Source organism: Pseudomonas sp. R1-15, from assembly GCF_051132085.1.
In the GTDB taxonomy this organism is placed as follows: Bacteria; Pseudomonadota; Gammaproteobacteria; order Pseudomonadales; family Pseudomonadaceae; genus Aquipseudomonas.
Genome location: NZ_CP071660.1, coordinates 2,354,772 through 2,369,341, shown reverse-complemented (window position 1 = coordinate 2,369,341; position 14,570 = coordinate 2,354,772). Strand labels below are relative to the sequence as shown.

The 14,570-nt window shown below is 61.6% G+C and carries 11 protein-coding genes and 2 pseudogenes; 9 read left to right on the top strand and 4 right to left on the bottom strand.

Going from position 1 to position 14,570, the window contains the following annotated elements:
• Positions 1-122: 122 nt before the first annotated feature.
• Complete coding sequence (locus J3P97_RS10870; RefSeq protein ID WP_434674119.1) at positions 123-1,193, top strand: 3-deoxy-7-phosphoheptulonate synthase; 1,071 nt, start codon at positions 123-125, stop codon at positions 1,191-1,193.
• Positions 1,194-1,231: 38 nt separating this feature from the next.
• Here J3P97_RS10870 and J3P97_RS10865 read toward each other — a convergent pair whose 3' ends face one another.
• Positions 1,232-2,299, bottom strand: a complete 1,068-nt coding sequence (locus J3P97_RS10865; RefSeq protein WP_434674118.1) for a hypothetical protein — start codon at positions 2,297-2,299, stop codon at positions 1,232-1,234.
• Positions 2,300-2,617: 318 nt separating this feature from the next.
• Between J3P97_RS10865 and J3P97_RS10860 the strand changes: the two genes are divergently transcribed.
• The 6 genes from J3P97_RS10860 to J3P97_RS10835 all read left to right on the top strand — a co-directional run bounded on the left by J3P97_RS10860 (position 2,618) and on the right by J3P97_RS10835 (position 9,528).
• Positions 2,618-3,499 (top strand): esterase/lipase family protein, encoded by an 882-nt coding sequence (locus tag J3P97_RS10860; protein WP_434674117.1) that lies wholly within the window; start codon positions 2,618-2,620, stop codon positions 3,497-3,499.
• Between the two features lie 80 nt (positions 3,500-3,579).
• A complete protein-coding gene (locus J3P97_RS10855) occupies positions 3,580-3,861 on the top strand; it encodes a peptidylprolyl isomerase (protein WP_434568872.1) in 282 nt (93 codons plus the stop codon).
• 129 nt (positions 3,862-3,990) lie between these two features.
• Positions 3,991-5,859, top strand: coding sequence for an extracellular solute-binding protein (locus tag J3P97_RS10850; RefSeq protein ID WP_434674537.1), 1,869 nt, complete (start codon positions 3,991-3,993; stop codon positions 5,857-5,859).
• Positions 5,859-6,917: a microcin C ABC transporter permease YejB gene (locus tag J3P97_RS10845; RefSeq protein WP_434568873.1), complete on the top strand. Its 1,059-nt coding sequence runs from the start codon at positions 5,859-5,861 to the stop codon at positions 6,915-6,917. The genes J3P97_RS10850 and J3P97_RS10845 overlap by 1 nt, the downstream gene beginning before the upstream one ends.
• Entirely contained in the window at positions 6,917-7,939 is a 1,023-nt protein-coding gene (locus J3P97_RS10840; RefSeq protein WP_434674116.1) for an ABC transporter permease, read from the top strand. The genes J3P97_RS10845 and J3P97_RS10840 overlap by 1 nt, the downstream gene beginning before the upstream one ends.
• 14 nt (positions 7,940-7,953) lie before the next feature.
• On the top strand, positions 7,954-9,528 hold the full coding sequence (locus J3P97_RS10835) for an ABC transporter ATP-binding protein (protein ID WP_434674115.1): 1,575 nt from the start codon (positions 7,954-7,956) through the stop codon (positions 9,526-9,528).
• 11 nt (positions 9,529-9,539) lie between these two features.
• Here J3P97_RS10835 and J3P97_RS10830 read toward each other — a convergent pair.
• The 3 genes and pseudogenes from J3P97_RS10830 to J3P97_RS10820 all read right to left on the bottom strand — a co-directional run.
• Positions 9,540-9,986, bottom strand: a pseudogene (locus J3P97_RS10830) (methyl-accepting chemotaxis protein); the annotation flags it as partial.
• Positions 9,987-10,142: 156 nt separating this feature from the next.
• A pseudogene (locus tag J3P97_RS10825) lies at positions 10,143-10,778 on the bottom strand (PAS domain-containing protein); the annotation flags it as partial.
• Positions 10,779-11,033: 255 nt separating this feature from the next.
• A complete protein-coding gene (locus tag J3P97_RS10820; protein ID WP_434568876.1) occupies positions 11,034-11,249 on the bottom strand; it encodes a TIGR02450 family Trp-rich protein in 216 nt (71 codons plus the stop codon).
• 201 nt (positions 11,250-11,450) lie between these two features.
• Between J3P97_RS10820 and J3P97_RS10815 the strand changes: the two genes are divergently transcribed.
• Positions 11,451-12,869 carry a sigma-54 interaction domain-containing protein gene (locus tag J3P97_RS10815; protein WP_434568877.1) on the top strand — a complete coding sequence of 473 codons (1,419 nt, stop codon included), beginning with the start codon at positions 11,451-11,453 and terminating at the stop codon, positions 12,867-12,869.
• Between the two features lie 304 nt (positions 12,870-13,173).
• Positions 13,174-14,565 (top strand): GntP family permease, encoded by a 1,392-nt coding sequence (locus J3P97_RS10810; RefSeq protein ID WP_305495295.1) that lies wholly within the window; start codon positions 13,174-13,176, stop codon positions 14,563-14,565.
• The last annotated feature ends 5 nt before the right edge of the window (positions 14,566-14,570 follow it).

Genomic DNA, 14,570 nt, shown 5'->3' with positions numbered 1-14,570 from the left:
GCCTCCGATCGGTCACCTACCGGTGGCATGCCTTCATTGCCGGCCATCACGGCCAATTGTCGAACACCCCAATAGGGCCGGCGCGCGGGAACGAACCCGCTGCTCGCCCAGGAAGCCAGATCATGAATTCGTCCGTTTCTGCTTTGCCACTGTCCACCCTCACGCCTGCCAATGAAGCGCTGACCCTGCGTCTGCCAAGTGCTCTGCAGCTCAAACAGCAATTGCCGCTCGCCACTGCGCTGAGCCAACAGGTCGAAACCCATCGCCAAGCGGTGCGTGCGATCCTCGACGGCGAGGACTCCCGCCTGCTGGTCGTCGTTGGCCCCTGCTCGATCCACGATCCTGAGTCTGCGCTTGAATACGCCGCCAACCTGGCGCGCCTCGCCCGCGAAGTGGACGACAGCATGCTGCTGGTCATGCGCGCCTATGTCGAGAAGCCCCGCACCACCATCGGTTGGAAAGGCCTGGCCTACGACCCCGATCTGGACGGCAGTGACGACATGGCTGCCGGCTTGAACCTGTCCCGGGAGCTGATGCATGAGATGCTGCGACTCGGCCTGCCGGTCGCCACTGAATTGCTGCAGCCCATGGCCGCTGGCTACTTCGACGACCTGCTCAGCTGGGTCGCCATCGGTGCCCGGACCACGGAATCGCAGATTCACCGGGAAATGGCCAGTGGCCTCGGCATGCCGGTCGGTTTCAAGAACGGCACGGACGGCGGGGTCGGCATCGCCTGCGACGCCATGCGCTCCGCCGCCCACCCTCACCGGCATTTCGGCGTTGACAGCCAGGGGCACCCGGCGATCGTCCAGACCCAGGGCAACCCTGACACTCACCTGGTGCTGCGCGGCGGCCATCGCGGGCCGAACTATGATCGCCAGAGCGTGGCGCAGATACACGACGACCTCACCCGCCTCAAGATTCCGGCCCGGATCATGGTCGATTGCAGCCATGCCAACAGCGGCAAGGACCCGTTGCGCCAGCCGCAGGTGTTCAATGACGTATTGGAACAGCGTCTGCAAGGAAACCGCGCGCTCATTGGCATGATGCTGGAAAGCCATCTGTTTGAGGGTTGCCAACCATTGGGGCCGACGATGCGCTACGGCGTGTCGGTGACCGATGGATGCCTTGGCTGGGAGGCCACCGAGCAACTGCTGCGCCAGGCCGATCACTCGTTGCGATTGCAGGCCTGACCCCGCCCGACAGGCCCTCCGTGAGCGGAGGGCCTCGCTCAACCAGGCGTCCGGGTACGCACCTCGATAATGATCTCGACAGACCGCTGGCTGACATCGTCCAGTCGTTCCACCTGATAAAATAGTTGCACCGACCTGTTTCGCTGTTCATGCCAATACGCAGCCGGCACCTCGAAGACCAGCGGTTGGCCGACCATCGCCTCGGTGATTTCCCGCTCCTGCACATGGGTATAGGTCCCGTTGCATTGCAGGCCGACCCATTCGCCCGCCGCCAGTCCGGTGCCATCGATGACCACCGTCACCGGGCCTTGCAGCGTTTCGATATCGAGCCCTCCTTCGTTCAGCGCCGCGACCTGGGGCGCCTTCAGCGCAGGGCGCACCAACGGGCCGATATGCACCGACAAAGACTCGGACTGGCGTGCCGAGCGGCCATGTCTGACAACATAGCCCAGGCTCAACCGGTGGCCGACATACGGGGCCAGGTGCGAATAATCGATCCAGAATGACACTTCACGCCCCAATACATGCTCCTCGATGTGCAGCACGTCATGCCAAAGCGTCTTCGAATCCTGGCTGACACTCAAGGCCAGCCGACCACCGACCGCCATCCTCGAATAAGGCCGAATGGTCACCCGCGCGCCTTCCGGCACCCGGGCGGGATCGAGGCTGCCACCCACCGCATCATCGGCAATCGGCGGCAACAGCAGCTCGGGCCTGTCGCCGACTTCAAGTTGCAGGGCTTGCGACCCCAGCACGCCGGGGACCCACTTTCCGGCTACCTGGTAGGAGATCTCCAGCGAACCTCCGTCGAGCTCGGCGATATGCGGTTCACGAACGACAAAAACCACGTCCCGTCCAACCTGCCGTTCGGTAATAAACCTGCTGGTTTCATGCCGGTAGGGGTCGCCTTCATTATTGAGCCCATGCCAACGCAGCCGCACTTCATCACCACTCGTCATCGTCGGATACGGCTTGATCGTGATCACGGCCTTGTTCCAGGCCGGATCCACCACGCCTCCCCTGGCCTTCGCCAGTAAGGGCGCTGGCAGCCTCGCGCAGCATGGGTCGCTGCTCTCCTGCGTCGATGGGTAAGTCTTCATTTTCATGTTCCAGTCCTTTGGAGAAGGCGCCATTCACATCATGACGCCGGTGAAGACATTGGAACCCGGCCGCCGCAAATGCGCAGTCAGACAAGTCGACCACGCTCGGTGGGCTGTTGCGCCAAGTGTTGTAGCTGCCTGCCGCGACGACTATCGGAAGTGTCCCGGAACCTTGGGCATCGTCCGCCTTACAGGTGAATCTTCCTGCTTTTTCTATTCCAGTTTCCCTGGCTTACCGCGGTTTGGTCCTACACCGCTCGCTTGTAGCCTGCATTAGAGTGGTGGCGGCAAATCCAGGTGAACCTCTTCGAAAAAGGTACGAACATGCAACGGAATGCAAACACTCACTTTCCTATCCTGCTGGTCCATGGGTTGTTCGGGTTCGACAGGATCGGCGCCTTCGGGCTCTTTCAGAACGTCAAACAGGCTTTGCGCACCGCCGGCGCGCGGGTCTTCATCCCGTATCTGTCGGCTACCCATTGCAATGAAGCCCGCGGCGAACAATTGCTGACGCAGATCGACCGGGTCCTGGAAGGAACCGGCTCCACCCGGGTCAACCTGATCGGGCATGGTCAAGGTGCGCTGGCGGCACGTTATGCAGCGGCAACCGCCCCCGAACGAGTCGCCTCGGTCACGTCGGTCAGCGGCCCCAACCAGGGCTCGGAACTGGCCGACTTCCTGCGCAAGGCCCTGACCCCCGGGCGATTGCCGGAGCATGTAGCGAACCGGGTCGCAACACTCTTCGCCGACTTCATCTCGGCACTCAGCGGCCAAACTCGGCTTCCACAGAATGCCATCGCGGCGCTGGCGGCACTGACGACTGAACGCGTGGGCGCGTTCAACGACCGATACCCCCAGGGCCTGCCCCGAAACTGGGGCGGCAACGGGCCGCACCTGGTCAACGGCGTTCGCTACTACTCCTGGAGCGGCACGCTGCAAGACACCCCTGGCGAAGCCTGCGGTGCAGCAGGTCCGCTGCATGATTTCTGCCGGGCCTTTTCCGAATACTTCATTACCGAAGCCGGACAGAACGATGGCATCGTCGGGCGCTTCAGTTCCCACCTGGGCAAGGTCATTCGCTCCGATTACCCACTGGACCACTTGCACGCCATTAATCACGCGAACGCCAGTGGGCACCGCAAGGGAACGGACCCGCTAGCGCTCTATATAAGGCACGCCGAGCGTTTGCGAATCGTCGGACTCTGATCGACACGTCGCATTTTTGACAACAAAGCCCTACTGATTCCGGTAGGCTGGACGTTTTGAAAACACTGAAGGAGATTCCCATGGCCAAAGCCACTGCCCGCCACATCCTGGTATCCAGCGAAGACAAGTGTAACGAACTCAAGGCCCAGATCGAAGCCGGCGCTGACTTCGCCGAGATCGCCAAGGCGAACTCCAGCTGCCCGTCCAGCCGTCAAGGCGGTGACCTGGGCTCGTTCGGTCCAGGCCAGATGGTCAAGGAGTTCGACACCGTGGTGTTCAGCGCACCGATCAATGTGGTCCAGGGCCCGGTCAAGACCCAGTTTGGCTATCACCTGCTGGAAGTCACCAGCCGCCAGGACTGATCCCGGTTTATCGACATGACGGCCCGCCCTTTGGTGGGCCGTCATGTTTGCGTGATGCGAGGGGCTGGCGATGAGCGCGCCGCTCGCGTACAAATCATGATCATCGATCACCCGGCTCTAAGGCTGACAATGCGACTGGCGTTTCCCTCCTGGCTACTCACTGCCGTGGTCCTGCTAACAGGCGCCGCAGGTGTGAGCGCCGCCCCCCAACATGCCCTGACTGTTTATGGCGAGCCGGCCAAATACGCCGAAGGCTTCGGCCACTTTGCCTATGCCAATCCCCAGGCCCCCAAGGGCGGCACGATGCGCCGCTCGGCCATCGAGATCGGTCATTTCGACCATATCCTGCCCTATATAGACAAAGGCATCGGTGTCAGCCAGGTCGACGGCATGCTCTATTCGCCGCTGGCCCAGCGTTCGCTGGACGAGCCCTACACCGTCTACGGCCTGGTGGCCGAGAAGATGGAACGGGCCGAGGATGGCCTGTCGCTGCGCTTCTACCTGAACCCCAAGGCCCGCTTCGCCGACGGCAAACCCATTACCGCCGAGGACGTGCGCTACAGCTTCGAGCTGCTGATGACCCAGGGCAGCCTGCGCTACCGCACACAATTCGCCGCAGTCAAAGGCGTCGTGGTGGAATCGCCTCGCAGCGTTCGTTTTGATTTCAAGAACAACGAAAACCGCACGCTACCATTGGATGTTGCCACCCTGCCGGTGTTTCCCGAGCACTGGTGGAAAACCCGCGACTTCGCCAATGGCGGCGGCTACGAAGCCCCACTGGGCAGTGGTCCGTACCGGGTGAGCAAAGTCGACTCGGGTCGCAGCATCACTTTCGAACGCAATGCGGACTGGTGGGGCAAGGATCTGCCGGTCAGTCGCGGCTTGTATAATTTCGACCATTTCAGCATTGAATATTTCGGCGATACCGACGTGGCCCGACAGGTCCTGCGTGGCGGCGCCTACGACTACAACCGCGAATTTTCCGCCACCGGTTTTGCCATCGGCTACGACAGCCCGGCCCTGCGCGACGGTCGCCTGCAAAAGGCCCACCTCGCCGCAGACGCGCCGCAGCCGGCACAGGGCTTCGTGTTCAACCTGCAACGCCCGCAGTTCCAGGACCGCCGCGTACGCCAGGCGCTGGCCATGCTCTGGGATTTCGAATGGAGCAATCGCCAGATGATGCGCAATGCCTATGTGCGTCAGCAGAGTTTCTTTTCCAACACCGACCTCGCCGCCCGGCAACTCCCCGATGCGGCGGAACTGGCGATCCTCGAACCGTTGCGCGGCAAAGTCCCGGAAGAGGTGTTCACGCAGGTATTCGAGGCGCCGAAAACCGACGGCAGCGGCGTGATCCGTGACAAACAGCTGCAAGCCCTGGCGCTGCTCGAACAGGCCGGCTGGAAGCCTCACGGCGACCGGTTGGTGAATGCCGAAGGCGAGCCCCTGAGCTTCACGTTCCTGAATACCCAGAACGGTATCGACCGTCTGTTGCTGCCCTACAAGCGGACCCTGGCGCAGATTGGCATCGACATGAGCATCCGGCGCATCGACTCGTCCCAGTACGTCAACCGGCTGATGAGTCGCGATTACGACATGATCATCACCGGTTACCCCGTGAGCACCTCGCCCGGCATGGAACTCTACAATTATTTCGGCTCGGCGGCCGCCAATGATCCGGGCGCAAACAACTACATGGCCCTGCAGAACCCAGCCGTGGATGCCCTCATCGACGGCCTGGTCAAGGCCACCACCCAGAGCGACATGCTCCGCCATGCCCACGCCCTGGACCGGGTACTGCAATGGAATTACTACTGGATCCCCAACTATTACCCACCCGGCAGCTCGACCGTGTGGTGGAATCGCTTCGGCATGCCGAAGGTCCAGGCCAGCAATGACGAAGCCATCGAAAGCTGGTGGGAAGTCAGCACCACGCCGTTGACCAACGAACAGATGACCGCCGAACGCATCAAGCGCAGCGCACCCGGAGGGCATCACTGATGTGGGCTTATATTGCACGGCGCCTGCTGCTGATCATCCCGACGCTGGTGATCATTCTGCTGGTGAACTTTGTGATCGTGCAGGCCGCACCGGGCGGGCCGGTCGAACAGGCCATCGCCCACCTGCAAGGTATCGGCGGCGCCAGCGTCGGCAGCTCGGGTAATGCCATGGCCGGCAGCTCGCGCGCCAGCCGTGGCCTGGACCCGCAACTGATCAAGGACATCGAGAAACAGTACGGTTTCGACAAGCCCGCCCACGAACGCCTGTGGCTGATGCTCACCAGCTATGCCCGCCTGGATTTCGGCAAGAGCTTTTTCCGCGGCGCCACGGTCACCGACCTGATCCTGGAAAAAATGCCGGTGACCATTTCCCTCGGGCTGTGGGCGACGCTGATCACTTACCTGGTGTCGATTCCGCTGGGCATTCGCAAGGCCGTGCACCACGGTTCGGCATTCGACGTGTGGAGCAGCACCGCGATCATCATCGGCTATGCGATGCCGGCTTTCCTGTTCGCCATGTTCCTGATCGTCATGTTCGCCGGCGGCACGTCCCTCAATTGGTTCCCGGTGCGCGGGCTGGTGTCGGACAACTTCGAATCGCTATCGACGCTGGGCAAGATCGCCGATTACTTCTGGCATCTGGTGCTGCCCGTCACGTCGCTGGTCATCGGCGGCTTTGCCACCCTGACGATCCTGACCAAAAATTCGTTTCTCAACGAAATCACCCGTCAGTACGTGGTGACGGCACGGGCCAAAGGCATGAGCGAACGGCGCGTGTTGTACGGCCACGTGTTTCGCAACGCGATGCTGCTGGTGGTCTCGGGCATTCCCCAGGCATTCATCAGCGTGTTCTTCGCCGGCTCGTTGCTGATCGAGGTCATTTTCTCCCTCGATGGCCTGGGGCGCATGAGTTATGAAGCTGCCGTGTCCCGAGATTATCCGGTGGTGTTCGGCTCGCTGTTCATCTTCACCCTGTTCGGCCTGCTGATAAAGCTCATCGGTGACCTCTGCTACACGCTGGTGGACCCGCGTATCGACTTCGCCGCGAGGAACGCCTGATGTTCAAGTTCTCGCCCTTGGGCCGGCGGCGTTTCGAGCGCTTCAAGAAAAACCGTCGTGGCTGGTGGTCGCTGTGGCTGTTCATCGGCCTGTTCGCCCTGACCCTGGGCGGTGAACTGATCGCCAACGACAAACCATGGGTGGTGAGCTATCAGGGCTCGCTGTACTTCCCGGTTTTCAAGCGCTACACCGAGCAGGAATTTGGCGGTCAGTTGCCGTTCCAGGCCGACTATCGCAGCAACTATGTACAGAACCTGATTCACAAGGATGGCGGCTGGCTGCTCTTCCCGCCCATTCCTTTCAGCGACGACACGCCCAACTACGACCTCAACCAGCCGGCGCCAAGCCCGCCGTCGACGGTCAACTGGCTGGGCACCGATGATCAGGCCCGTGATGTGCTGGCGCGGGTGATCTTCGGCGCACGGGTGTCGATCCTGTTCGCCCTGGCCTTGACCGCCATCAGCGCGCTGATCGGAATTACCGCCGGCGCCTTGCAGGGTTATTACGGCGGCTGGGTGGATCTGCTCGGGCAACGGTTGCTGGAAGTCTGGTCCGGGTTGCCGGTGCTCTATCTGCTGATCATCCTGTCCGGTTTCGTGGAACCGAATTTCTGGTGGCTGCTGGGGATCATGGCGCTGTTCTCCTGGCTGGCGCTGGTGGACGTGGTGCGCGCCGAGTTCTTGCGCGGGCGCAACCTGGAGTACGTGAAAGCGGCACGGGCCTTGGGCCTGACCGACCGCAAGGTGATCGTGCGACACATCCTGCCCAACGCCATGAACGCGACCTTGAGCTACCTGCCGTTCATCCTCACCGGCGCGATATCCACGCTGACGGCCCTGGACTTTCTCGGCTTCGGCATGCCGGCCGGCAGTGCGTCCCTGGGTGAGTTGATCGCCCAGGGCAAACAGAACCTGCAAGCGCCGTGGCTGGGATTGACGGCGTTCTTCACCCTGGCACTGATTCTGTCGCTGCTGGTGTTCATTGGCGAGGCGTTGCGCGACGCCTTTGATCCCCGGTCTTGAAGCGGAGCTTTTAGATGAGCGACAACCTGATCGAAATCCGCAACCTGAACGTGGCCTTCAACGACCAGCCGGTAGTGCGCGACCTGTGCCTGGATATCCGCCCTGGCGAATGCCTGGCCCTGGTGGGCGAATCCGGCTCAGGCAAGTCGGTGACGGCTCACTCGATTCTGCAATTGCTGACCGACAGCGGCGCACGCACCACCGGCAGCATTCGTTATCGAGACCAGGAACTGGTGGGCGCCGAGGCCAAGACCTTGCGCGAGTTGCGCGGCAATCGGATCGCAATGATTTTCCAGGAGCCGATGACGTCGCTGAATCCATTGCACAGCGTCGAAAAACAGATTGGCGAGACATTGATGCTGCACAGGGGACTGGGCGGCAAAGCGGCGCGCCAGCGGATCCTGGAACTGCTCGACCTGGTGGGTATCCAGAACCCGGCCGAACGGCTCAAGGCCTATCCCCACCAACTCTCGGGCGGTCAGCGCCAGCGGGTCATGATTGCCATGGCCCTGGCCTGCGAACCGGAGTTGCTGATTGCCGACGAGCCGACCACCGCCCTGGACGTGACGGTCCAGCGCAAGATTCTCCTGCTGCTCAAGTCATTGCAGCAGCGGCTCGGCATGTCCCTGCTGCTGATCAGCCATGACCTCAACCTGGTGCGCAGCATCGCCCAGCGGGTGTGCGTGATGAAGGCGGGAGAAATCGTCGAGCAGGCGCCTTGCGAAACGTTGTTCAGCGCACCGCAACACCCCTACAGCTGCGAACTGCTGCACGCCGAGCCGGAAGGCGAAGCCCTGCCCCGGGACGAGCGCGAAGACGTGTTGCAGGTCGAGGATTTGCGGGTCAGCTTCCCCATCGGTGGCGGGCTGTTGCGGCGCAAGCAATACCTGCGCGCCGTGGATGGCATCAGCCTGAGCATCCAGCGCGGCAAGACCCTGGGCATTGTTGGCGAATCCGGTTCCGGCAAGTCCACGCTCGGCCAGGCGATCCTGCGGTTGATCGAATCCGAAGGCAGCATCCGTTTTAGCGGCGCAGCCCTTGATCAGCTGTCGCAGAAAGAACTGCGGCCCTGGCGCAAGCAGATGCAGATCGTCTTCCAGGACCCGTTTGGCAGCCTCAGCCCGCGAATGTCGGTGCAGCAGATCATCAGCGAAGGTCTGGAGGTGCACAGCAGGTCCAGCGCCGAGCAATGCGAATCCCAGGTGATCCAGGCGCTCAAGGAAGTCGGCCTCGACCCGCAGAGCCGGCATCGTTACCCGCACGAGTTTTCCGGCGGCCAGCGCCAGCGCATCGCCATCGCCCGGGCGCTGGTGCTCAAGCCCGCGCTGATCCTGCTGGACGAACCGACTTCGGCGCTGGATCGCACGGTGCAGAAACAAGTGGTCGCCCTGCTCCGCCAGCTCCAGGAAAAACACGGCCTGACCTACCTGTTCATCAGCCACGACCTGGCGGTCGTGCGAGCCCTGGCCCATGACATGATCGTGATCAAGGACGGCAAGGTCGTCGAGCAAGGCGCCAGCCACGACGTATTCGACTCGCCCCGACACCCTTATACCCGGGAGCTGCTGGCGGCGGCCCATCCGGGATAAGCCTGACCCGATCAGGCTTCGCGGCGCTGGTCCAGGGTCTGGGCGAATTCGCCCATGACCTCCACCACCTGCTTCGCGCCCCGGTGGATGTCGAGGATGACGGTGCCGGCCTGGTTCGCCAGCTTCACGCCTTGCTCGGCCTTGGCGGTACTCGATTGCATGCTGCCCACCGCCTGCCTGGCCAGGTCGCGGTTCTTGCCGACGACTTCGGTAATGGCAACGGTTGCCTGGCTGGTACGCCGGGCCAGATTGCGCACTTCATCGGCAACCACCGCGAAGCCGCGCCCCTGCTCACCGGCACGAGCGGCCTCGATGGCCGCATTGAGCGCAAGCAGGTTGGTCTGTTCCGCGATTCCCCGGATAGCATCGACAATGTTGCCGATCTCTTCGGACTGCGCGCTGAGAGCGCTGATCCCGGTAGCGACCTGTTGCAGTTCATCGGCGATGCTTTGCACTACGGTCACGGTCTGCTGCACGACGGCGGTGCCCAACTGGGTGTGCTCATCCGTCTGCCGGGACGTCTCGAAGGCCAACTGCGCCGCCTTTGATTCGGATTGGCGTTGCTCGACTTCACGCGTGCCGTCGGTGGCAAACTTGACCACCCCGTACAAATGGCCCTGGGCATCATAGAGCGGGTTATAGGTGGCCTGCAGCCAGACTGTGTTGCCGTGCCTGTCGACGCGCTGGAAAAGCCCGCTCTTGTATTCGCCACGGTTCAGTCCAGCCCAGAAATCGCGATAGGCTTCGCCTTGAACTTCGCCGGGTTCGCAGAAAATCCGATGGTGCTGGCCGCGAACCTCCTCCAGGCCATAACCCATGACCTTCTGGAAGTTGACGTTGGCATTGATGACATGACCGCCCAGATCGAACTCGATCACCGCCATGGAGCGATCGATCGCCTGCATGAAACTCGACTCCGCCTGAGCCCGTAGCACGCGATCGTTGATGTCGCGGCTGACCTGGATGATGCGTTCGACCCTGGCGCGCTGATCACGCACAGGAATGTAGCTGGCCTGCACCCACGACCCCAGGCCATCGCGTGCCAGATGAAGGTGCTGCTGTTCGCTACCCTCACCCTGCGCCAGTTGCTGCCATAACACCGCATATTCGCGGCTGCCGGCGTACTCAGGCGCGCAGAATATCCGGTGATGCTTGCCGAGGATGTCATCCAGCACGTAGCCGGTCATGTTCAGAAACAGCGCGTTGGCGCCAAGTATTTCGCCTGAAGGCGCGAACTCGACGATCGCCATCGATTGGTGGAAAGCCGCCCGCTCGGCTTCGAGAGAGGCCAGTGCGCCCTGGGTCTCGTGCAAGACGTCCTGATGTTTGCGAGTGCGAATGAACATGGGTGCCGCTCCCGGTGACATGAGTGCTTGGCCGTAGCCGTCTGAAAGGCGGAATGCCTTTTCTGCAGAGGCACTATTAAGCCATCATCGCCGCAAAAGCTGTACATAATTTTTTATATGTACAATTTCTGAGGGAAAATTCGCTCACCTGTCCAAGACTCAATGCCAACCGATTTTCCACCGTTCGCTGTCGGTCAGATCACGCCAGTCCAGCACGGCAACCCGTCCGCTATACACCGCCTGCAACTCGACCTGAACGGGGCAATCCTGTTCGTCGCAGAGCAATTGGGTGACGAGAAAATGCTTTTCCCGATGGACGGGCTGGCAGGCGGTCCACTTGGAAAGCTTGAGTTTGCGAGGGTTGAATTTATTCATGGATCATCCAGTACAGTCGCGAACGGGCCTAAAAACATGTACAGAGTATTTCATACGTACAGCTTTTCCTGTGGCAATTCTGGCGGTAAAAACAGCCCTCTCCACCGGCTTGGCCCCACTACAGAACGCCGAGTTTGATCAGGCATAATGCCGCGACTCATCCGAGGGTGCCGGCAAGCCCACCTCTTTTTGGAATGCCTGATGAATCCCACCGAAAGCCTCAAGGACTACAAGCGCGTACGCACGCTGGCGATCCGCTCGCTGTTCGAGATCATCGAGCAGTCCAGCGAAGGCACGGTCATTGTCGATCGCGATGCGAATATCGTCTGGATGAACGAGCGCTACGCCCGTCGTTTCGGCCTGAATTCGGCGCAGGAAGCCATCGGCCGCGCCTGCGAAAGCGTGATCCCCGGCAGCTTGCTGCGTGAGGTGGTGCGCACCGGACGGCCGATCCTGCTGGACATGCAGGACACGCCCAAGGAACCGCTGGTGGTGATGCGCCTGCCGATCCACGACAACGCCGGCGCGGTGATCGGCGCCATCGGTTTTGCCCTGTTCGATGAGTTGCGCAGCCTGTCGCCGATGCTCAAGCGCTATCTGAGCATGCAGGAAGAACTGGCCTCCACCCGCTCGTTGCTGCGGGCGCGGCAGACCAAGTACAACTTTGCCCACTTCATCGGCACCAGCAGCGCCGGCCTGGAGGTCAAGCGCCGCGCCCGACGCAGCGCCAGCACCGATTCACCGGTGCTGTTGCTTGGCGAAACCGGTACCGGCAAGGAGTTGCTGGCCCAAGCGATCCATAGTGCTTCACCGCGGGCGCACAAGGCCTTTGTCAGCATCAACAGCGCTGCCATCCCCGAATCGCTGCTCGAGGCCGAGTTCTTCGGCACCGCGCCAGGCGCTTTCACCGGCGCCGACCGCAAGGGCCGCGCCGGCAAACTGCAGATCGCCCAAGGCGGCACGCTGTTCCTCGACGAGATCGGCGACATGCCGCTACCGCTGCAAAGCAAACTGCTGCGGGTGCTCCAGGAGAAAGAATACGAACCGGTCGGCTCCAACGAGGTGTTGCAGAGCGATGTGCGGATCATTGCCGCGACCTCCACCGATCTTGAAGCGGCAATCAAGCGCGGCGAGTTCCGCGCCGACCTCTATTACCGTCTCAACGTGCTGCCGATCCAGGTCCCGCCGCTGCGCGAGCGCCTGGATGATCTGCCGGCACTGAGTGAGGCGATCCTCGAAGAGTTGCGCAGCCAGCACGAACTGCACCGCGACGCTCTCGATCTGCTGGGCCAACACGCCTGGCCGGGCAACATTCGGGAATTGCGCAACGTGCTGGAACGAGCCGCGTTGCTCAGCGACGACCTGATGCTCAGCGCAGCTGACATCCGCGCGGCCATCGGCACTTTCATCCCGGTTGAGCGCACGACAGACCCGACCCTGGAGCCGTCATTGGCGCAGGAAACCTTCAGCCAGGCCCGGGCTCGATTTGACCGACACTTGATCGAAACCACCCTCGCGCAATGCGATGGCAAGGTAGTCGAGGCGGCCGAGCGGTTGGGGCTGGGAAGGTCGACGTTGTACAAGAAGATGGTGGCGCTGGGGATTGCGGAGTCTCAATAAAGAGACCCTCTTCTCCATTCTTAGACTAGCAATATCAGAGCGCTTTGCGCTCATCGCGAGCAAGCTCGCTCCCACAGGAGTCCATGTTTTCCTTCAAGTACGCGATCAAATGTGGGAGCGAGCTTGCTCGCGATGAGGCCAGCCTATCCGACATAAATCTCAAAATAGAGACTCTTCCTTCTACCCCGCTCTGCAATAACAAAATTTATCCTTATCTATCAGCTACTTAGCCGTCTGGCACAAATATCGCTATAGCCCTCCTCAAAGCATCACCCACAACAATAACAATCCCAGGAGACACACCATGAGTGTGATCATTGCCTTGGCAGCCCTCACGCTGCTGATGGTTGCCGCCTACCGTGGCTACAGCGTCATCCTCTTTGCCCCGATCGCCGCCCTCGGCGCGGTCCTGCTTACCGATCCATCCGCCGTCGCTCCTGCATTCACCGGAGTGTTCATGGACAAGATGGTCGGTTTCATCAAACTCTATTTCCCGGTGTTCCTGCTTGGCGCGGTGTTTGGCAAGCTGATCGAGTTGTCGGGTTTCTCCCGCTCCATCGTCGCCGCGGCGATTCGCCTGCTGGGCACACGCCAGGCCATGCTGGTGATCGTGCTGGTCTGCGCGTTGCTGACCTATGGCGGCGTGTCGCTGTTCGTCGTGGTGTTCGCGGTGTACCCGTTCGCCGCGGAGATGTTCCGCCAGAGCAATATCCCCAAGCGGCTAATTCCGGCCACCATCGCCCTCGGCGCATTCTCGTTCACCATGGACGCCCTGCCCGGCACGCCGCAGATCCAGAACATCATCCCCAGCACCTTTTTCAACACCACCGCCTGGGCCGCGCCGTGGCTGGGCGTGATCGGAACGATCTTCGTCTTCTGCTTCGGCATGCTGTTTTTGCAGCGCCAGCGCAACAAGGCCCAACGCGCCGGTGAAGGTTATGGCACCGAACTGCGCAACGAGCCGGAAACCGCTGAGGACATCAAGCTGCCCAACCCGTGGATCGCCGTTTCGCCGCTGCTGGCGGTGGGGATCATGAACCTGCTGTTTACCCAGTGGATCCCGCAGTGGTACGGCAAGACGCATAGCCTGGCGCTGCCGGGCATGGCGACACCGGTGACCAGCGACATCGCCAAGCTCACCGCGATCTGGGCGGTACAGGCCGCCTTGCTGGTGGGTATTGTCATGGTGCTGCTGTTCGGCTTCCGCGCGATTCGCAGCAAACTGGCCGAAGGTAGCAAGAGCGCGGTGGGCGGTGCCCTGCTCGCGGCGATGAACACCGCTTCGGAATACGGTTTCGGTGCGGTGATCGCCTCGTTGCCGGGCTTTCTGGTGCTGGCCGACTGGCTCAAGAACATTCCCGATCCGCTGGTCAACGAAGCAGTCACCGTAACGCTGCTGGCCGGCATCACCGGTTCCGCGTCGGGGGGCATGAGCATCGCCCTGGCGGCGATGTCCGAAACCTTCATCAGTGCCGCCCACGCCGCCAACATTCCCCTGGAAGTACTGCACCGGGTGGCCGCCATGGCCAGCGGCGGCATGGACACCCTGCCTCACAACGGCGCGGTGATCACCTTGCTGGCCGTCACCGGCCTGACCCACCGTGAAGCCTACAAAGACATTTTCTGCATTACGCTGATCAAGACCCTCGCGGTGTTCTTCGTGATCGGTGTGTTCTACGCCACTGGCATTGTGTGAGGTTT